This window comes from Curtobacterium subtropicum (assembly GCF_030362975.1).
Lineage (GTDB): Bacteria > Actinomycetota > Actinomycetes > Actinomycetales > Microbacteriaceae > Curtobacterium > Curtobacterium subtropicum.
The window spans coordinates 295,977-314,170 of the sequence record NZ_JAUCMM010000003.1 but is presented as its reverse complement, the minus strand read 5'-3'; the positions used below and the strand labels follow the sequence as shown (position 1 = coordinate 314,170).

Below are 18,194 nucleotides of genomic sequence, written 5' to 3'. Positions count from 1 at the left end.
CAGCCGACGTCCGGACTCGGGCCCACACGGCTGGCACCATTGACGGATGGCCGAGCAGTTCCTCCCCGGCGTCCCGCGGCCCGGGCATCCACCCCGGCCGCGCGTCCGCAACCTCGCACAGCACGACATCCGCGACGCCCGTGCCCGCCTGCGCGGCACGATCTACGAGGACGTCACCCCCGACACCCGCCCGCGCGAGCAGTACTCGCCCGTGCAGATCGTCGACTTCTGCCTCGACCTGGCGGAGGTCATGCTCGCCTCGGGCGCGGACACCCGCAGCGTCGAGACGGCCGTCGTCGCGGTCTCCACCAAGTGGAACCTGGCGCCGCTCGACCTCGACTTCTCCGGCAGCTCGGTGACGATCCAGTACGCCCCCTCCGACCACCCGCCGCTCGTCAAGGTGCGGACCGTGCAGTCGGACGGCTCCGACCTCGACCGGCTCGCGCGCGCGAACCAGATCGTCGACGACCTGGTGCACGGCGAACGCGACATGACGAGTGCCGTGAGCGCCCTCGTGGCGGTGCTGCGCCTGCCGAGCCGCTGGCCGTCGTGGCTCGCCGACGTCGGGCTCTCGGTGCTCGGCACCTCGATCGCGATGCAGGCCGGTGGCGGGTGGCGCGCCGGCGTGGGCGCGTTCGTGCTCATGTTCGGGATCATCCTGTCCGGGCGGTGGCTGACCGGTCGGGGCTTCCCGCAGTTCTTCGTCTCGGGAGCCCAGGCTGCGGTCGCCTCCGCGATCGGCACACTCGCGATCTGGGCCGACGTCCTGACCGCGACCGGGGCGGCCACGATGGTCGCCGCGCTCGTGGTCCTGCTGCTGCCGCACGTGTCGCTCGTGACCTGGGCGCAGGACGCGATCTCCGGCTTCCGGGCGATGGCGGTGGCCCGGGCGTTCTACATCGTGCTCGTCATCGCCGCGATCGTCGTCGGGGTCCCGGCCGGCATCGCGGTGCTGCACTGGCTGAGCATCGAGGTCGACCCGTCCGGGATCGTGCTGCGACCGCTGCCGCTCTGGGCGTCCCTGTCGTTGACGGTCGTGTCCGCGGCGGCGAACTGCTTCGTGCAGCAGGCCAGCGCACGGGTCATCCCGGTCGCGGTCGTGTTCTCGGTCGCCGCCGGGGCGTTCCTCTGGGAGCTCCGGCACCTCGGGATGCCGCTGCTCGGCGCGACGTTCATCGCGTCGGTGCTGCTCGGCGTGCTGTCGACCATCGCGGCCGCCCGGATGCGCACGGCGGTCGCTGCGATCGCGGTCCCGGCGTTCTGCGGCGCGCTGCTGCCCGGTGTCGCGGTGTCGAACGCGCTGCTCAACTTCATGTCCGGGTCCTCCGGCGCCGCGCTCGACTTCGTGGCGGCGGTCTCGGTGGCGCTCGGCATCGGGGCGGGACTCGTGCTCGGCGGACTCGTGGCGACCCCGGGCGCGCGGCGGGCCCTGCGGCGTGCACGCCGGGTGACGGTGCACTCGGTCCACAACGACACGACGGCGATCCCCGTGCTGCGGGACACCGGGTACGACCCGGGCAACGGCTCGGTGCCGCGGGGCCACCGTCCGCGCTAGGTCCCCCGGACGCGAGACTCGGGCTGAGCGACCGTTCTCGCGCCGTTGAGCACGAGGAACGTCGCGCAGCCCGAGTCTCGGCTGTGCGAGTGCGCTCAGCCCTTGTCGGAGACGGCCTTCGTCACCGCGGTGGGAGCGTCGTAGTCGCCGTCCGGGATGCCCTTGAGTGCCTCGAGGACGTCACCGGGGGCGTCCTCCTTCTCGGCGGTCGCCACGATGTCGTCCTTCGAGGCCGGGTAGTCGATGCCGCTGAGGTACTTCTGGACCTGGATCGGGTTCGGTGCTGCCATGTCGGTTCCTTCCGTCGGAGCTTCCAGGACTACGCCTGGGCACCTCCGGGCCGACCCGGCTGACGCGCCTCGCGGCCAGGCGTCAGATCTCCCAGCTCCCGCCGTCGCTCCACTGGGAGAACCGCTGCGCCGCCTGCGGCTCGTAGCGCTCCATCCACCCGCGTTCGAGCCGCGCGACGGCCCGGTCGAACGCCGGCACGAGGTCGAGGTCCGGACGCAGCATCGCCTGCAGCTGGAGCCCCTCGTACAGCGCGATGAGCTGCTCGGCACCCCGTCGCGGCTCCATCGTGTGCGGTGCCCGCCCGACGGCGATGTCGTGCTCGAGCCCGCGCCGGATCTGCGAGAAGAAGAGCTGGTAGCGCGACCGCAGGTAGGTGGACATCGGGTGCTCGGGGTTGCCCGCGACGGAGAGGAGCGCGACGAGCAGCCGCATGAGCGCGGGGTCCTCGGCGTTCGAGGCGACGATCGCGCGCAGCAGGTCGACCGTGGGGCCGTCCCCGACCTCGTGCGCGACCTCCTCCAGACGCGCGCCGTTCCACCGGTCGACGGCGGCGAGCACGAGGCCGTCCCAGGAGGGGAAGTGCTGACGGAGCTCCGCGGTCGTGATGCCCATCCGATCGGCGACCATGCCGACGTGGGCCTCGTGGAAGGGCACGTCGCGGAGGACGTCGACCGTGGCGCCCACGATGGTGATCCGCAGGTGCAGGGTGGCGGCCGCGGCGGCTGCCGCCTGCGTGTCCGCGCTGGTGTGTTCGAGCATCGTGCCCTCCGTCGTGCGGCGGACGTCCTGTCCGCACCCCTGATCCAACCGCAGTGTCGGGGGACACGACATCCCCGGTCCGGGTGTCGGCATGTCGGGGGACACATGACGACTCCAGCGTGCTCGGGGTCTTCCGTGCGACGATGCCGGGATGGACCCGCAGGACCCCGTCGCACAGGGACTCGCCACCATGGCGTCGGCCGGCTTCGAGTTCGGCGGCGACGACGAACAGGTCGCGCACGACGTCCGGACGATGTGGGAGCAGCTCGGTTCCCCCTTCGGCGCCTTCGACGCGGCGGCCCGGGCGATCGCGGGCCTGCCGCAGCGGCCCGAGGTCCCGATCGCCGACCAGGCCCGCCGGCGGGCGTTCGAGCGCGCGGTCGGGATCAACCCGGTCGAGGTCGAGCTCACGGCGGCGATGTCGGCGCGGGAGCTGCTGGAGCGGATGGCACGGTCCGTCGCCTGCTGACAGGCGCCGGCGACTGCAGACGCACGGGAGGCGCGGTGCCAGCCGGCACCGTCCTCCCTCGCAGGCTCGGTCGGCGCGCCCCGCACAACGCTCCGCGTTGCCGCTGAGCGGGGCGCGCCCGTCCGTCGACGGTCGCGACTACGGCGTCGGCATCCCGCCGTCGACGTGCAGCGTCTCGCCGACCACGTAGGACGACTCGCCGCTCGCGAGGAACACGAACGCCGGCGCGAGCTCGGCGGGCTGGCCCCAGCGGCCCAGGTAGGTCTGCTCACCCGCGGACGGCAGCGCCTCCGGCGGCTGGCCACCGGCCGGCTGCAGCGGGGTCCAGATCGGCCCCGGCGCGACGGCGTTGACGCGGATGCCCTTCGGCGCGAGCTGCGCCGCGAGGCCCTTCGCCATGTTGTTCACGGTCGCCTTCGTGGCGGCGTAGTGCACGAGGTGCGGCGACGGCGCGTAGGCCTGGATCGACGTGGTGTTGATGATCGTCGAGCCCGGCTGCAGGTGCGGGACGGCCGCCTTGGTGATGCGGAACGTCGCGTAGGCGTTCGTCTTGAAGGTCTCGTCGAACTCCTCGTCCGAGATCTTCGTGATGTCGTCGACGTTCTGCTGCTTGCCGGCGTTGTTGACCAGGATGTCGAGTCCGCCGAGGCCGTCGACGGCCTTCTGGACGAGCTCCTCGCAGAAGGCCAGGTCCTTGATGTCCCCGGGGATGGCGACGGCCTTGCGGCCGGCAGCCTCGATGAGCCCGACGATGCGGTCGGCGTCCTCCTGCTCCTCGGGCAGGTACACGATGGCGACGTCGGCACCCTCGCGGGCGTAGGCGATCGCGACCGCCGCGCCGATGCCCGAGTCACCGCCGGTGACGAGCGCCTTGCGGCCCTGCAGGCGACCCGAGCCGCGGTAGGTGTCCTCGCCGTGGTCGGCGGGGACGTTCTTCGCCATCTCCTCGTCGGTGCCCGCACCCTGCAGGTACTGCTCGTCCGGCTTCTTGTCCGCGTACATCGCGGTGGGGTCCTGCATCGAGTACTGGTCCAGCCCCGACTGTCCGGGCCCCGTCTGATCGTTCTGCTGCTCCGTCATGGGCTGGACGCTACGCACCGGGACACCCTCGCCCGTCCAGCCGGGTGTCCCCCGCAGCGCGTTCCGTGACACATCCCCAAGATCACGAACACGTGACGAGCGGGCTGCGATTCGGTAACACCTGTCGTCCTGTCCGGTCGCACGTCGTACGGTCGACTGGTGACTCCCCGTACCCTGCTCGCGCTCGGCGCTGCCGCGGTCGCCTTCGCGGCCGGCACGGTCGGGACGGACGTCACGGCCCCCGGGGGTGCGGCACCGGCCGCGGCTGCCGAGGACCGCAGCGACGTCACCAGCACGGTGCAACCGCTGGTGCGGGTCACCGACCGCGAGCTCCGCCGCGTCGACACCGTCGAGCTCGACGCCGAGACCCTGGTCCTCCGCCGCGGTGACGCCACCGTCGCGGACCTCCCGATGCGCGACGCCAGGTCGACCGTCTCGCTGCTCAACCGCCTGCTCGGCACCCCGTCGCGCACGCAGACCGCGATCGGCGACGGCGGTGCGTGCTTCCCGGCGGGGACCACCTACACCTGGGGTGGCGCGATCCGCGTCGCGGCGCTCGACACCCCGTCCTCGGTCGGCAACGCGGTCGAGATCCGCGTCCTGCGGGACTCGGTCCGCAGCCGGGCCGGCGACCGGATCGAGCTCACCGGACCCGACGGCGTCCAGGTCGGCGACGACGTGTCGGACGAACTCGACGCGGCGCCCCGCTCCGACAAGGTCTCGTTCGGGTCCGGCGACACCCAGGCGTGGCAGCTCCTGCTCGAACCCGGCTGGGCACCGGACGAGGACGGCACGACGACGGACGACCCGCGAGCCGAGCACGGTGCCGACCCCTCACAGACGGACGAGAGCGGTGCGGCGGACGGAGACGCGGCCGAGCAGGGCACGACCGACGAGCAGGGCGCGAACGGCGTCTCCGCCCTGACGAACGACACCGAGGTCACCGTCATCGGCTCCCCGATGCCGGTCCACGCACGACGCTCCTGCTGACGCGACCCGCTCGAGGCCGCCGTCGGGGACCCGCCCCGGACGATCAGCCCACGTGCAGGGTCGCCACCACGGGGAAGTGATCGCTCGCGGCCCAGGTCTCGGGCCCGTCGTGGTCCATCACCACGCGCTCGGCCGTGACGTCACCGCGGGTCAGCACCCAGTCGATCCGCTCGCCCGAGTCCACCGGCGCCTGCCAGCCGTTGAACGACGCCGTGCGGTCGTCGGGGTCCCCGGCATCGGTCCAGGCGTCCCGGTACCCGGCGTCGGCGAAGACCCGGGACGCGCGGCCTGCTCCCCAGGGCTCGTTGCAGTCGCCCGCGAAGACGACCGGCCCCTCGACCGGCGCGAGTCGCTCGACGACCAGGGCCGCACTGCGACGACGGACCTCGTCCCCGTGCTCGTTCTCCTCGTGGTCGAAGTGCGCGGTCAGGAGCGTGAAGGCCGCGCCCTCGGCGTCGAGGAACCGGGCGTGGTTCGCGACCCGGGGGTACAGGCTCCCCCAGGTGTTCGACACCGGCTCGTCCGGGGTGTCCGAGAACCAGAAGGTCCCGACGTCGACAGGGCGGAGCCGATCGCGGCGGAAGAACACCGCAGCGTGCTCCCCTGCGGAGCCGCCCTCGCGCCCCTGGCCCACCGCGTCGTGGTCCGGCAGCCCCTCGCGCAGTGCGTCCATCTGGTGGTCGAACGCCTCCTGCACGCACAGCACGTCCGGGTCGTGCCGACGGACGACCTCGAGCACCAGCGGCAGTCGTGCCGGCCAGTCGTGCCGCGGGTCCGGGTTCTTCACGTTGTAGGTCATCAGGGTGATCGGACGTGCGACGTGGCTCACCGGTCGAACCTACCGATCGACGACCCCCGACCGCCCCAGGCTCCGGCGCAGCGCCTGGACGCCGTCCCGCGCCCGGGTCTTCGCCGTGCCGACGGGGACCCCGAGGCGCTCGGCGAGCTCGGGGCCGCTCAGCTCGGCGAGGTGCCGGAGCACGACCGCCTCGCGTTGCCGCGCGGGCAGGGCCGCGACCGCCCGCCGCAGGGACTCGCGTTCGAGCACGCCCTCGGCCCGCTCGACGGACGCGTGGTCGACGGCGTCGGCGTACCGGGCTCCGACGCGGACGTCCCGCTGCCGGTCCGCCTCGGCCTTCCGGACACGGTCGATCGCCCGCCGCTGCGCGATCGTCCGGATCCAGGACACCGGTGGGTGACGGGGGTCGTAGCGGTCGGCGATGCGCCAGAGCTCGAGGAGGACGTCCTGCACGACCTCCTCCGACTGCCATCGGTCCACGACGTGGTGCCGGACCCAGTGCTCGACCAGCGGGCGGAACCGGTCGTGGAGTCTCCTGAACGCCACGCGGTCCCCCGCGGCGACGTCGAGCAGCAGCTGTCGTTCCTCGTCGCGGCGGAGGAGCAGGTCGTCGTGCACCGTGACATTCCACATGCCGGCTGCGAGGATCGGCAACTCCGACGCCCGGCTGTCGAGGGATCGGCAGCCCGTTGTCGGCCGTCTGTCAGTTGATGCAGACGCCTTCCTGGCCGTAGTTCTTCACGTCCGTCGAGCTCGGCGCCGGCTCCGGCTCCGTCGGCTGCGACGCCTCGTCCGTGGGCGACTCCTCGGTCGGGGCCGGGGCGGTGTCGCCGGGCGTGGCCGGAGCGGTGACGGTGATGCCGTCGGACCCGAGGACGAGCGTGACGCCGGTGACCGAGGTGGACCGCACGGCGACCGCTCCGGGCACCTCCGCCGCGACGGCCTTGGCCTGCGCCTCCTGTCCGGCGGGGTACTGCACCTGCGTCTTCTGCGTCGTGTCCGACGAACCGGGCGTCCCGACCTGGAACCCGCGCGCGGTCAGGTTCGCGGTGGCGGTCGCGGCGGCGCCCGAGACCCCGCTGCCGTTGAGCACGGTCACGGTCGTCGCTGCGGGCTCGGCCGCCGTTGCCTTCGTGTACTCCTCCGGCTCACCCACCAGGCCCTGCACGAACGCGGGGAGGCCGACGGTGTCGACCTCGACGATGGAGAGCGGGCCCGACCTCGTCGAGATGGTCGGGGTGCCGAGCGTCGGGATCGTCGCCGACTGGATGTTGCCGGGCCGCAGGTTCCGCATCTGCGTCGCGAGCGAGACCAGGTCGGTGTCCGTCTGGATCGAGCCACCGACGGCGCTGAGGATGTTGTTCATCTTGATCGGGTTGAGCAGGGTGCCGGCGGAGAGCACCTTGCGGGCTTCCTGCGACAGGAAGTACTGCTGACGCACGTTGCGGTCGAGGTCGCCGTTCGGCAGCCCGTGCCGCTGGCGGACGAAGGAGAGTGCCTGCTTGGCGTCGAGCTCCGAGGTGCCCGCCGGCAGGTCGACGCCGGAGTACGCGTCCTTCACCGGGTTGTTCAGGCAGACCTCGACCGGCCCGAGCTCCTTGACCACCTGGTAGAAGCCGAGCAGCGAGACCCGGACGTAGTGGTCGATCGTCAGGCCGCTGAGGTCCTGGATCGTCTGGATGAGCAGCTTCGCGCCGCCGGTGTCGCCGCCCCCGTTGAGGGTGCCGTAGTAGAACGCACTGTTGAGCTTGCCCTTGCCGACGCCGGGGATCGAGACGTACGAGTCGCGCGGGAACGAGATCATCGTCGCCTCGGTCCCGTCGGCGTTGATGTGCAGGACGATCATCGTGTCGGTGTTGGTCGCGCCGCCGTCGGACTCGGTGCTCAGCTCCGCCATCTCCTCGGGCGTCGCGTTGTCCGGGCGGTGGTCGTCACCGACGAGCAGGATGTTCTGTGCCTGGCCGTCCACGTCGTCACCGTCGTCGTCCGACCGCGGGCTGATCGCATCGATCTTCGTCACGCCGTTGTTCAGGCTCGTGTACGCGAACGCGACGTAGCCGCCGGTCAGCGCGAGCCCCATGGCGAGCACGCCCGCGATCGCCGGCAGGACCACCCCGCCCCCGCGCTTCTGGCGCCCGTGGCGCGGCGGCACGTGGCCGCGGCGGGCACGGCGCGTCGTCTGCTCGGGTTCGATGCTCACCCGGAAACCATAACGGCACAGCGTGGATCGGACAGGGAGATCCCTGGGGGTTCCTGTCGACGCTGTACGTGCGGGCCCCGTCCGGCGCGGGGGGGGGGGACCTGCTCAGTCGCGCGTCGGCAGGAGGTGGATCGCCTCCATCGCGAGCTCGGCGGCGATGGGCTCGCCCGCGGCGACCGCGTCGCGGAGCTTCACGAGCTCCGGCCGCACCACGTCGGTGGGGACGAGCTCGGCGAGCTCCGGGACCCGCAGTCGGAACGCGAGGCCGTCGGTGGTCGAGCGGCACAGCTGGGCGAGCGAGGCGTTCCCGCAGGCGTCGGCCCACATCGAGTAGATGTCCGCGCCCTCGCGTGCGACCTCGGCCTGCTGATCGGCGTCGAGACGCGCCAGGACGTCGTCGAGCACCCCGAGGACCCGCTCGCGCTCGGCGTCCGAGAACCGCGGGACGGCCAGCCGGACGACCCCGCCGTAGATGACGCCGAGCGTTCGGTACGCGTCGAGCAGTTCGTCCTTGGTCGGGGCGGCGACGCGCGTGTAGCGGTTCGGCGCCATCTCGATCAGTCCGGCTCGGGCGAGTTCCGCCAGTGCCTCGCGGATCGGGGTCCGGGAGACGCCGAGCCACGCGATGAGGTCGTCGTCGTTCAGCCGTTCGCCGGGCTCGAGCGTGCCGTCCATGACCGCGTCGCGGATCTTGTCCTGCACGGTGTCGCGGAGGAGCTTGCGCTCGGCGGCCGGCTGCGTGGAGGGGACTGGCATGCCACCAGCGTGTCACATGTGACGGGCTGCGCGCGAGAGGCGCGACGGCCACCACGTCCGTCGTCCCAGGTCGATCACGAGCGCGGGGACGAGCAGGGACCGGACCACGACCGTGTCGAGCAGCACGCCGAACGCCACCACGAAGGCGATCTGCGCCAGGAACAGGATCGGGATGACGCCGAGCGCCGCGAAGGTCGCCGCCAGGACGATGCCCGCCGAGGTGATCACGCCACCGGTGGCCGCGAGCCCGCGGAGCACGCCCTCCCGCGGACCGTGCCGCAGCGACTCCTCGCGCACCCGGGTCATGAGGAAGATGTTGTAGTCCACCCCGAGCGCCACGAGGAACACGAACGCGTACAGCGGCACGGACGGGTCGGCCCCGGGGAACCGGAGGACGTGGTCGAACACCAGTGCACCGACACCGAGCGCGGCCGCGAAGGACACGACGACGCTGCCGATGAGCACGAGCGGAGCCACCACGCTGCGGAGCAGCAGCACGAGGATCAGCAGGATCACGGCCAGCACCACGGGGATGATGACCGACCGGTCCCGGATCCCGGTGTCGTTCGTGTCGACGGCGGTGGCGGTGACACCACCGACGACCGCGCCGGGGTCGACCCGCTCGACGGCGACGCGGAGGTCGCGGACGGTCTGCTCGGCGGCGGCGGAGTCGGCGGGGTCGACGAGGGTCGCCTCGAGCAGGACGTCGCCGTGCGACACCGTCGGCGCCGCGGCGACCGTGGCACCCCCGGCGACGGTGTCCCCGGCGCCGGCGTCCCCGCCGACGGAGACCGTGCCCGACGGCGAACCGGTCGCGGCCGCGACCACGCCGTCGACCCCGCGGACCGAGCGGACCGCGTCGACGAGCGCGTCCAGGTCCCGCTCCGCGCCGATCACCTGCGCCGGGCTGCCGGATCCACCGGGGAAGTGGTCGGCGAGGACGCGCTGACCGTCCCGGGCCTGGGACGCCCCGATCACCAGGTCGCTCTGCGGCACGCCGTCGGCCCGGAGCCCGACCAGTCCGCTGCCCATCGCCAGCAGCGCCACCGTGCAGACGATCCAGACCGTCCGCGACCGTCGCGCGACGAGACGCCCGACCCGCGCCCACAGCCCGGTCGCGTCCGGACCGGTCGTGGGGCCACCACCGGAGCCGAACGCCGGTCGCAGCGGCCAGAACGCCGCCCGTCGGAACGCCAGCAGCAGGGCGGGGAGCAGGGTGAGGGCGGCGAGCAGGCTGAACGCGATCCCGATCGCCGCCACCGGGCCGAGCGCCTTGTTCGAGTTCAGGTCCGACAGGAGCAGGCAGAGCACACCGACGATGACGGTGCCACCCGAGGCGACGATCGGCTCGAAGGCCCCGCGGAGGGCAGCCCGCGTGGCCTCCCAGCCGGTGCGGTGCGCTCGGAGCGCTTCGCGGTAGCGCGCGGTGTAGAGGAGCGCGTAGTCGGTCGCGGCCCCGATCACCAGGATCGACAGGATGCCCTGCACCTGCCCGTTGACGGTCACCACCCCGGCCTTCGCCAGCGCGTACACGACGAGGATCGAGGCGCACAGGGCGAAGGTCGCCGTGCCGAGCACCAGGAACGGCAGCAGCGGCGAACGGTAGACCACGACCAGGATGACGAACACCGCGGCCAGCGCCACCCCGAGCAGCAGGCCGTCGATGCCCGCGAAGGCCTCGGTCAGGTCGGCCGTGAAGCCCGCCGGGCCGGTGACGTACCCGTCCACCCCGTCGGGCAGCGCGTCGGCCACCGTGGTCCGGATCGCCGTGACCGCGTCCCCGGTGTCCGCACCCTCGGTCAGCGTCGCGACGATCTCGGCCGCATCCCCGTCCTCGCTCGGGATCACCGGACTCGTGCCCTGGACGTCGTCACGTGCACCGAGGTCCTCGGCGATCCGGTCGGCCGCCGCGAGGTCGTCGCGCGTCAGCCCACCGTCGCGCTCGAGCACGACGATCGCCGGCGCCCCGGACGCCTGTCGGAACTCCGCGGCGCGTTCCTGCACCCGCGTCGCGTCCGCCGATGCCGGCAGGAAGGACGTCTGGTCGTTCGTGGCGACCTCGGAGATCTTCCCGAAGACGGGCCCGCCGATCCCGGCCACGACGAGCCAGACGAGGATGACGAGGGCGGGCAGGACGAGGCGGAGGAACCGGGGCACGTCGGCGAGCGTACACCGATCGTCAGCATGCTGACTATCTGCTCGGGAGCAGCTCGCGTCGACGGCGCGCCCGTAGACTCCCACCATGCACGAACCCGCGGAGCAGTGGCCCCTCGGACGCCTGCTCTCCGCTGCCGCACGTGCCGTCGAACGCGAGTGGGACGAACGACTCCGGGCCGTCGGACTGACGCACGCGGCCCTCGTCGCGATCGACATCCTGCTGCGGACCGGCCCGACGGGTGCCGACACCCTCGCCAGGACCGCACGCGTCCAGCCGCAGACGATGTCGCGGACGCTCGAGCGCGCCGAGCGGGACGGCCTGGTCGAGCGGACGTCGCACCCGGAGGACCGTCGGCGCCGCGTGGTGACCGTCACCGACGAGGGGCGTCGGGCGTGGGAAACGGCGCAGCACATCGAGCGGGAGGTCCTACCCGAGGACGTCGAGCTCCGCCGACGCCTGGCCGCGGTCCTCCACAGGTCGTGACACTGAAATACCACATGCTGTAGACTCCCGTGGTCGGCGCAGGGCCGACCTGACCCGCAGGAGTCCCGATGTCCGAGCGTCGTGCCGCCCGAGCCGCGGCGGAAGCAGCAGCAGTCGAAGCCCGAGCGGCGGCGGAAGCGGCAGCGGTCGAAGCCCGAGCTGCGGCGAAGCGCACCCGGGCTGCCGCACGACGGAAGCGCCCGGTGCTCGTCGCGCTGCTCTCGACCCTCGGCGCCCTGGCCGGTGTCGCCACGGTGCTCGCGGTCGTCGCCGCGGTCTTCGTGGGCAGCCTGGCCCGGAGCTTCGACACCCGCACCGAGACGATCGCGGACCCGTTCCCCGCGGGCGACCGACCGACGCCGGCCGGCGCGGCCGAGAACGTCCTGCTCATCGGCTCCGACTCCCGCGCCGGCCTCGACCCCGACGGCGACCACACCGCGGGCGGACGGTCCGACACGCTGATGCTCGCGCACGTCCCGGCCGACCGCCGGCACGTCTACCTCATGTCGATCATGCGCGACGCGTGGGTCGACGTCCCGGGCCACGGCCAGGCGAAGGTCAACGCCGCGTACGCGTGGGGCGGCATCCCCCTCACGGTGCAGACGGTGGAGCAGCTGCTCGACGTGCGGATCGACCACGTCGCCGAGATCGACCTCGCCGGGTTCGAGGACGTGACGGACGCGCTGGGCGGGGTGACGGTGCAGTCCCCGCAGGACTTCGACGCGCGGGGACACCACTTCGTCCGCGGCGCGAACCGGCTCGACGGCGAGCAGGCCCTGGCGTTCGTGCGGGAGCGGCACGCCTTCGCCGACGCCGACCACACCCGGGTGCGGAACCAGCAGGCGTTCCTGCGCGGGGTGTTCGACCAGGTCGTCTCCCGGGGCACCCTGACGGACCCGGGCCGACTGCAGGAGTTCGTCGCCGCGACCAGCGAGCACCTCGCGGTCGACCCCGGCCTCGACGCCGCGACGATCGCCCGCCTCGGGTGGTCGCTGCGCGGGATCCGGCCGGACGACCTCGTCACGTTCACGATGCCGACCGCGGGCGGCGGCACCGCCCCGGACGGGCAGTCCTTCGTCCGGCTCGCCGAGCACGACCGCTCCGCGATCTCCGCAGCACTGCGGTCCGACGACCTGCAGCACTGGCTCGACGACCGACCGCGCTAGACGTACCCGGCTGGACGAGACACGAGACCCCCGTGGCACGGGTGCCACGGGGGTCTCGTCGGATCGGGAGGTCGATCAGGCGGGGAGCTGGAGCTCCTGGCCGGCGTAGATCAGGTTCGCGTCGTCGATGGTCGACGTGTTCGCGGCCCAGAGCTTCATGTAGCCGCCGTCGATGTTCAGCTTCGTCGCGATCTGGTCGAGCGTGTCGCCCGCCTGGATCGTGTACGTCTTGCCGCTGGTCGGCACGGCGGCCGGCTTGCTCGACACGGCAGCCTTCGGCGCCACCGGCGTGGTCGCCTTCGGAGCCGCCTGCGTGGTCGCCTTCGGGGCGGCCGGCGTCGTCGCCTTCGGCGCAGCCTGCTGCTGCGGTGCCGCCGGAGCCGCGGCCTGCGGTGCGGCACCCGTCGTCCCGCTCAGACCGAGCTTCGCGGAGCAGGCGGGCCAAGCGCCCCAGCCCTGCGAGGCGAGGACGCGCTCGGCGACGGCGATCTGGGCCTCGCGGCTCGCGGAGGCCGGGTTGCCGGTGCCGCCGTGCGCCTGCCAGGTGCCGAGGTTGAACTGCAGGCCACCGTAGTAGCCGTTGCCGGTGTTGATGGCCCAGTTGCCGCCGGACTCGCACTGCGCGAGGGCGTCCCAGGTCGAGCCGGACGCTGCGTTCGCGGGCGCTGCCGCGAGGCCGACACCGGTCGCGGCGATGCCGGCGAACGCCAGGCCACCGACGATGGTGCGGGTACGGGAAAGCTTCTTCATGGTTGATCGCTCCACCGGGACCACGGACCCGGGGCCCGCCTGAGCGGACCCGGTCGCCACTGCCCGTCCCGACCGATCGCGGTCGTGTCGTGGGGTGCGCCGCCGGGGGCAGTGGTCTCGTGCCGGTGGCGCTGGTCGGCAACCATAGGAAATTCGTGACTGTTATCAAACCGAGACAATGGGTTCTACCCGTGAGTGGTATGTCCCCCACCGGCTTTCCTGAGTGCCCCGATCACGATGGGCGTGCAGATCGGCCTGTACCCGGGTACGTCACCTTGGCAGTTTCCTGGCAATGCTGCGGCCGGGAGGCCCGTGGCGGCCTGGCCGCGAGCCTCCCGACCGCCGCCTGGTCACGTCCTGGTCAGCACCTGGACAGCAGCGTCACGGCCTCCAGGTGACCGGTCTGCGGGAACATGTCGAGGACGCGCGCCCGCCGCAGGCGGAGCGACGGCATGCGCGCGAGGTCCTTCGCGAGGGTGACCGGGTTGCAGCTCGAGTAGACGACGTGCTCGACGTCGGACTCCTCGAGCCAGGTCGCGAGCGCGTCGCCGATGCCCCGGCGCGGCGGGTTCACGACGACCAGCGCGGGCAGCGCGTCGGGCCGCGCACGGAAGGCGTGCTCGGTCGCGTCGTCGGCGGCGAAGCGGAGGTCGGTCAGCCCGGCCTCCCGCGCGGACTGCTTCGCGGACCGGATGGCCTCGCGACTGGTCTCGATCCCCGTCACGGCACGACCAGGACGCGCGGCGTGCAGTGCGAAGCCGCCGACCCCGCAGTACAGGTCCCACATCGAGGCCGGTGCGACCTCGTCGATCCACGCCGCGGCCTGGTCGTACAGCTGGCTCGCGACGCTCGTGTTCGTCTGGAAGAAGCTCTGCGGCCGGAGGTGCATCGTGACGCGGTCGAAGCGCATCGGCAGTGTCTCCTGCTCGGTCAGCACGACCTCGCGCTCGCCCTCCGTCACCGCCTTGTGCTCCGGCAGCAGGTTCGCGGTGACCACGACCGCCTCGGGCAGCACGCGTCGCAGGTCGTCGAGGTGCTCGCGCAGGCGCGGCAGTTGCCCCTCCGAGCGCAACACGAAGCGCACCATGAGCTCGCCGTCCGGGGACTCGGTCACGAGCACGAACTTCAGCTCGCCCCGTCGGGCCGCGACGTCGTACGGGATCAGTCCGGTGTCGGCGATGAAGTCCGCCAGGACCGGGAGCGCCCGCTGGATGCCCGGCGTGCAGATGCCACAGTGCCGAAGGTCGACACCGCGCTGCCGGTGGTCGAGGATCCCCACCGTGGGGCGCTGCACGGTGCCGCCGACCACCATCTTCGCCTTGTTCCGGTAGCCGGACTCCGGGCTGGTGATCGCGGGCGACCACGCGACCGCGTCCGGGCCCCCTGCTGCCTCGACGGCGTCGTGCAGGAGTTCGCGCGTGCGGATCTCCTTGTCGAGCACCTGGTCGCCGTAGGGCTGGCCCATGAGCGTGCACGACCGGCACACCCCCCGGTCGAAGTAGTCGCACTGCATGGCCGGCTCAGGATACGGCAGCGGCGTCCCGGGTCGTGGTCGCGATGCGGTACAGCGAGGTCGTCGCGGTGACGAACAGGGTCGTGCCGTCGTCGCCGCCGAAGCAGAGGTTCGAGACGACCTCCGGCACGGGGACGTCGCCGATGCGGGTGCCGTCGGGCGCGGACACCGTCACACCCCGGTGCGTCGAGGACCACAGGTTGCCGTCGACGTCGACGCGGATGCCGTCCGGGACGCCCTCGCCCTGGTCGAGCCGGACGAACACGCGGCCGTTCTTCACCCGCGTCCCGTCGACGTCGTACGCGCGGACGACCGGTTCGTGCGCCGACGAGCTCGCCACGTACAGCGTCCGTCCGTCGGGCGAGAAGGCGAGACCGTTCGGCTCCTCGACGTCGAGCACCACGGGACGGAGGTCCCGACCGTCCGGGCCGCACCGGAACACCCAGTGGTCGCCGTACTCCCGCTCCCCCGGGTGTCCCTCGCGTGGCTGCGTGATGCCGTAGGCCGGGTCGGTGAACCAGATCGAGCCGTCCCGCGCGACGACGACGTCGTTCGGCGAGTTCAACCGCACGTCCGCCCAGGCGTCGACGAGCGAGGTGACGACGCCGTCCCGGTCGCGCTCGACCCGGCGCCGGCCGTGCGAGCACTGCACGACGGACCCGTCACGGTCGAGGGTCCGGCCGTTCGTGTACTCGACGCCCGACGCGTACACCGTCGTCCTGCCGGACTCCTGGTGCCACTGCAGGATCCGGTCGCCCGGGATGTCCGACCACCGCAGCGTGCGACTCGACGGGATCCAGCACGGCCCCTCGGCCCAGGTGCTGCCCGTCGCGATGCGCTCGATCGCGTCGGGATCGGGGACGAGGTCGGTGAGGCTCGGCACGGGGGGTCCTCCTTCGGACGGTGCCCTCCACGCTACGGCGTCAGGGGACCGCAGCAGTCTCGGCGCGACGCCGCACGGCCTTCTCGACCGCCGAGATCGCGAGGCCGAGCAGGATCGAGGCCACGACCGCGAGCGTCGTCACGAGGAAGGGCTGATCGCGACTCCAGCTCCCGGTGGCGGCGGCGATGCCCACGCAGTAGGCGGCCCAGACGACGTCGGCGACGAGGCAGGTGACCAGGAAGCGCCGGAGGTCGAGGCCGCTGTCGGCACCTACCAGGTTCGTGGTGAGCCGGCCCATCGGGATGAAGCGGCCGAGGACGGCGATGCGCCCGGGGGCCTTCCGGTACCGGGCGTCGATCGACTCACGCGCCTTCCGGACCTTCGGACGGCTGAACCACGACCGCGATCCGAGGTCGACGGTCCGCGCCAGGTGCCAGAGCCCGACGTCGCCGAGCGCCATGCCGATCGTCGCCGCCACCACGAGGACGAGCACCGGCAGGAGGCCGCCGTCACCCCCGACGAGCAGGGTGCCGATCGCCACGACGAGCGCCTGGCTCGGCAGGAAGACCGCGACGCTGCCGACGGCGAGCACGAGCCCGACGACGAGGAAGGCCCAGGGCGTGCCGACGAGCTGGAGCACCATCTCCTGCGCTGCGTCCACCGGTCACCTCCGTCGACGCGGGCGCGTCGACCTCGATCATCCCAGGTCCGGGCGCGGCCGGTGCTCGGTCCGGCGGCGCCGACGGTCGAAGGCGCTCGTCACCGCTGCGCGACGGGCGACAGGACCAGCTCGTCGATCCGCACGTGCGCCGGCTGCCCGAGCACGAAGGCGACGGTCCGAGCGACGTCCTCGGGCTGCAGCATCCGCGCACGGGCCGCCGCGTCGGGGACCTCCGGCCGCTGGTCGAGGAAGTCCGTGGCGACGTCGCCCGGGCACAGGTGGGTGGCACGCACGCCGTGCTCGGCCTCCTGCTGGTTGAGCGTCCGGACGATCGAGCCGAGCGCGGTCTTGCTCGCCGAGTACGCGACGCCGGCACCCGGCTGGAAGGACCAGCCCGCGTACGACGACACCACCACGACCACGCCGCCCGCCTCCCGGAGCGCCGGCAGCACTGCGTCGACGGCCGTCACCACCGCCGTCGTGTTCGTGTCGAGGACGGCGCGGACGTCGGCGAGCGACTGGTCGGCCCAGCGTCGCGCCGGCGTGTTCAGCCCCGCGGCGAGCACCAGGCCGTCGATCCGCCCGTGCCGCTCGAGCACGGTGTCGCGCGCGGCGGACACCGCTCCGGCATCCGTCACGTCGAGCGGCAGGACGTCCGCCGTCCCGCCGGCCGCCCGGACCTGGTCCGCGACCTGCTCGAGCCGGTCCGGCCTGCGCCCGCTGAGCACGACCGTCCATCCGTCGCGGCCCGCGGCGAGCGCGCTGGCCGCTCCCATCCCGCTGCCGCCACCCGTGATCCAGAGCACCTTCGCCGTCATGCTGGAACAGTATGACCATCGGAGGCACCGGCGCCCGTCGGTCCTCGTCAGTGCCGACGACAGGAGCCGTTCATGCACCTCGACCTGACCGACCGCGTGGTGGTCGTCACCGGAGCCGGCCGTGGCATCGGCCGGGCCCTCGCCGCACGCTTCGCCGACGAGGGGTGCCGGGTCGTCGCGTTCGACCTCGCCTTCGACGACGACGCCGTCGATGCCGCCGACGCCGCCGCTGCCCCACTGACCGTGGACCGGATCGTGTGCGACGTGGCCGATCCCGGCTCCGTCCAGACCGCCGTGGACGAGGTGGTGCGCCGGCACGGCACGATCGACGTGCTCATCAACAACGCGGGCATCAACGTGACCGGGACCGTCGCCGAGCTCGGGTGGGACGAGTGGCGACGGTGCATGGACGTCAACCTCGGCGGGACCTTCCTGGTCAGCCAGGCGGTCGCGCCGGTGATGCAGGCCGCCGGACGCGGCAGGATCGTCAACGCGGCGTCGTTCGCGGCGATCGTGCCGAGTGTCGGGAGCGCGGCCTACGCAGCGTCGAAGGCCGCGGTGGTCTCCTTCACGCGGGTGCTGGCGTCGGAGCTCGGGCCGTGGGGCATCACCGTGAACGCCTACGCGCCCGGGATGGTGCCGACCGCCATGAACGGGTTCGCCGAGATGCCGCAGGCCGACCAGGACCGTCTGCTCGACACGCTCTCGCTCCGACGGTGGGAGACGCCGGACGACGTCGCCGACCTGCTGGTCTTCCTGGCGAGCGACGCGTCCGCCTACGTCACGGGGACGCTCCTCGACGTGTCCGGCGGCAAGCTCGCGACGCAGATCCCGGCACGGGCGCACGGACGCTGAGGTCGGGC

At 72.7% G+C, this 18,194-nt stretch carries 19 protein-coding genes; 6 read left to right on the top strand and 13 right to left on the bottom strand.

Annotated elements, in window-relative coordinates; translation table 11 throughout:
• The first annotated feature begins 46 nt into the window (after nucleotides 1-46).
• Nucleotides 47-1,555: a threonine/serine exporter family protein gene (locus tag QUG98_RS06860; RefSeq protein ID WP_289469850.1), complete on the top strand. Its 1,509-nt coding sequence runs from the start codon at nucleotides 47-49 to the stop codon at nucleotides 1,553-1,555.
• Between the two features lie 95 nt (nucleotides 1,556-1,650).
• Here the strand turns inward: QUG98_RS06860 and QUG98_RS06855 are convergent, their stop codons facing one another.
• Nucleotides 1,651-1,845, bottom strand: a complete 195-nt coding sequence (locus QUG98_RS06855; protein ID WP_058727511.1) for a DUF2795 domain-containing protein — start codon at nucleotides 1,843-1,845, stop codon at nucleotides 1,651-1,653.
• Nucleotides 1,846-1,927: 82 nt separating this feature from the next.
• Nucleotides 1,928-2,605, bottom strand: a complete 678-nt coding sequence (locus QUG98_RS06850) for a TetR/AcrR family transcriptional regulator (protein WP_058727510.1) — start codon at nucleotides 2,603-2,605, stop codon at nucleotides 1,928-1,930.
• A 151-nt stretch (nucleotides 2,606-2,756) separates the two neighbouring features.
• Here QUG98_RS06850 and QUG98_RS06845 point away from each other — a divergent pair, with 151 nt between their 5' ends.
• Complete coding sequence (locus QUG98_RS06845) at nucleotides 2,757-3,074, top strand: hypothetical protein (protein WP_289469848.1); 318 nt, start codon at nucleotides 2,757-2,759, stop codon at nucleotides 3,072-3,074.
• A gap of 138 nt (nucleotides 3,075-3,212) precedes the next feature.
• Here the strand turns inward: QUG98_RS06845 and QUG98_RS06840 are convergent, their stop codons facing one another.
• Nucleotides 3,213-4,154 carry an SDR family oxidoreductase gene (locus tag QUG98_RS06840; RefSeq protein ID WP_224442237.1) on the bottom strand — a complete coding sequence of 314 codons (942 nt, stop codon included), beginning with the start codon at nucleotides 4,152-4,154 and terminating at the stop codon, nucleotides 3,213-3,215.
• A 159-nt stretch (nucleotides 4,155-4,313) separates the two neighbouring features.
• Between QUG98_RS06840 and QUG98_RS06835 the strand changes: the two genes are divergently transcribed.
• Nucleotides 4,314-5,144: a hypothetical protein gene (locus tag QUG98_RS06835; RefSeq protein ID WP_289469847.1), complete on the top strand. Its 831-nt coding sequence runs from the start codon at nucleotides 4,314-4,316 to the stop codon at nucleotides 5,142-5,144.
• Between the two features lie 43 nt (nucleotides 5,145-5,187).
• On the opposite strand, the gene QUG98_RS06830 is transcribed toward QUG98_RS06835, so the two are convergent.
• The 5 genes from QUG98_RS06830 to QUG98_RS06810 form a co-directional block, all read right to left on the bottom strand.
• Nucleotides 5,188-5,973, bottom strand: a complete 786-nt coding sequence (locus QUG98_RS06830; protein WP_289469846.1) for an endonuclease/exonuclease/phosphatase family protein — start codon at nucleotides 5,971-5,973, stop codon at nucleotides 5,188-5,190.
• Nucleotides 5,974-5,982: 9 nt separating this feature from the next.
• The gene (locus QUG98_RS06825; protein ID WP_289469845.1) at nucleotides 5,983-6,576 is read right to left on the bottom strand and encodes a sigma-70 family RNA polymerase sigma factor; all 594 of its coding nucleotides are present in this window, start codon (nucleotides 6,574-6,576) and stop codon (nucleotides 5,983-5,985) included.
• 70 nt (nucleotides 6,577-6,646) lie between these two features.
• On the bottom strand, nucleotides 6,647-8,143 hold the full coding sequence (locus tag QUG98_RS06820) for an LCP family protein (RefSeq protein ID WP_289469844.1): 1,497 nt from the start codon (nucleotides 8,141-8,143) through the stop codon (nucleotides 6,647-6,649).
• Between the two features lie 105 nt (nucleotides 8,144-8,248).
• Nucleotides 8,249-8,899, bottom strand: a complete 651-nt coding sequence (locus QUG98_RS06815; RefSeq protein WP_289469843.1) for a GntR family transcriptional regulator — start codon at nucleotides 8,897-8,899, stop codon at nucleotides 8,249-8,251.
• A 12-nt stretch (nucleotides 8,900-8,911) separates the two neighbouring features.
• A complete protein-coding gene (locus tag QUG98_RS06810) occupies nucleotides 8,912-11,056 on the bottom strand; it encodes an MMPL family transporter (RefSeq protein WP_289469842.1) in 2,145 nt (714 codons plus the stop codon).
• An 85-nt stretch (nucleotides 11,057-11,141) separates the two neighbouring features.
• Here QUG98_RS06810 and QUG98_RS06805 point away from each other — a divergent pair, with 85 nt between their 5' ends.
• Entirely contained in the window at nucleotides 11,142-11,540 is a 399-nt protein-coding gene (locus QUG98_RS06805) for a MarR family winged helix-turn-helix transcriptional regulator (RefSeq protein ID WP_289469841.1), read from the top strand.
• Nucleotides 11,541-11,608: 68 nt separating this feature from the next.
• On the top strand, nucleotides 11,609-12,706 hold the full coding sequence (locus tag QUG98_RS06800; RefSeq protein WP_289469840.1) for an LCP family protein: 1,098 nt from the start codon (nucleotides 11,609-11,611) through the stop codon (nucleotides 12,704-12,706).
• 75 nt (nucleotides 12,707-12,781) lie between these two features.
• Here QUG98_RS06800 and QUG98_RS06795 read toward each other — a convergent pair whose 3' ends face one another.
• The 5 genes from QUG98_RS06795 to QUG98_RS06775 form a co-directional block, all read right to left on the bottom strand.
• On the bottom strand, nucleotides 12,782-13,456 hold the full coding sequence (locus tag QUG98_RS06795) for a LysM peptidoglycan-binding domain-containing protein (protein WP_289469839.1): 675 nt from the start codon (nucleotides 13,454-13,456) through the stop codon (nucleotides 12,782-12,784).
• Nucleotides 13,457-13,817: 361 nt separating this feature from the next.
• Entirely contained in the window at nucleotides 13,818-14,969 is a 1,152-nt protein-coding gene (gene rlmC, locus QUG98_RS06790; protein ID WP_289469838.1) for a 23S rRNA (uracil(747)-C(5))-methyltransferase RlmC, read from the bottom strand.
• Nucleotides 14,970-14,976: 7 nt separating this feature from the next.
• On the bottom strand, nucleotides 14,977-15,852 hold the full coding sequence (locus QUG98_RS06785; RefSeq protein WP_289469837.1) for an SMP-30/gluconolactonase/LRE family protein: 876 nt from the start codon (nucleotides 15,850-15,852) through the stop codon (nucleotides 14,977-14,979).
• A gap of 40 nt (nucleotides 15,853-15,892) precedes the next feature.
• Complete coding sequence (locus QUG98_RS06780) at nucleotides 15,893-16,513, bottom strand: DedA family protein (RefSeq protein ID WP_289469836.1); 621 nt, start codon at nucleotides 16,511-16,513, stop codon at nucleotides 15,893-15,895.
• Between the two features lie 98 nt (nucleotides 16,514-16,611).
• Nucleotides 16,612-17,331, bottom strand: coding sequence for an SDR family oxidoreductase (locus QUG98_RS06775; protein ID WP_289469834.1), 720 nt, complete (start codon nucleotides 17,329-17,331; stop codon nucleotides 16,612-16,614).
• Between the two features lie 72 nt (nucleotides 17,332-17,403).
• Here QUG98_RS06775 and QUG98_RS06770 point away from each other — a divergent pair, with 72 nt between their 5' ends.
• Nucleotides 17,404-18,186: an SDR family NAD(P)-dependent oxidoreductase gene (locus QUG98_RS06770; RefSeq protein WP_289469833.1), complete on the top strand. Its 783-nt coding sequence runs from the start codon at nucleotides 17,404-17,406 to the stop codon at nucleotides 18,184-18,186.
• Nucleotides 18,187-18,194: the final 8 nt, after the last annotated feature.

Excerpts from the sequence above, each read along its gene's own strand:
- QUG98_RS06860 (WP_289469850.1), top strand. The coding sequence starts at position 47 with ATGGCCGAGCAGTTCCTCCCCGGCGTCCCGCGGCCCGGGCATCCACCC.
- QUG98_RS06855 (WP_058727511.1), bottom strand. The coding sequence starts at position 1,845 with ATGGCAGCACCGAACCCGATCCAGGTCCAGAAGTACCTCAGCGGCATC.
- QUG98_RS06850 (WP_058727510.1), bottom strand. The coding sequence starts at position 2,605 with ATGCTCGAACACACCAGCGCGGACACGCAGGCGGCAGCCGCCGCGGCC.
- QUG98_RS06845 (WP_289469848.1), top strand. The coding sequence starts at position 2,757 with ATGGACCCGCAGGACCCCGTCGCACAGGGACTCGCCACCATGGCGTCG.
- QUG98_RS06840 (WP_224442237.1), bottom strand. The coding sequence starts at position 4,154 with ATGACGGAGCAGCAGAACGATCAGACGGGGCCCGGACAGTCGGGGCTG.
- QUG98_RS06825 (WP_289469845.1), bottom strand. The coding sequence starts at position 6,576 with ATGTGGAATGTCACGGTGCACGACGACCTGCTCCTCCGCCGCGACGAG.
- QUG98_RS06815 (WP_289469843.1), bottom strand. The coding sequence starts at position 8,899 with ATGCCAGTCCCCTCCACGCAGCCGGCCGCCGAGCGCAAGCTCCTCCGC.
- QUG98_RS06805 (WP_289469841.1), top strand. The coding sequence starts at position 11,142 with ATGCACGAACCCGCGGAGCAGTGGCCCCTCGGACGCCTGCTCTCCGCT.
- QUG98_RS06800 (WP_289469840.1), top strand. The coding sequence starts at position 11,609 with ATGTCCGAGCGTCGTGCCGCCCGAGCCGCGGCGGAAGCAGCAGCAGTC.
- QUG98_RS06795 (WP_289469839.1), bottom strand. The coding sequence starts at position 13,456 with ATGAAGAAGCTTTCCCGTACCCGCACCATCGTCGGTGGCCTGGCGTTC.
- rlmC (WP_289469838.1), bottom strand. The coding sequence starts at position 14,969 with ATGCAGTGCGACTACTTCGACCGGGGGGTGTGCCGGTCGTGCACGCTC.
- QUG98_RS06775 (WP_289469834.1), bottom strand. The coding sequence starts at position 17,331 with ATGACGGCGAAGGTGCTCTGGATCACGGGTGGCGGCAGCGGGATGGGA.
- QUG98_RS06770 (WP_289469833.1), top strand. The coding sequence starts at position 17,404 with ATGCACCTCGACCTGACCGACCGCGTGGTGGTCGTCACCGGAGCCGGC.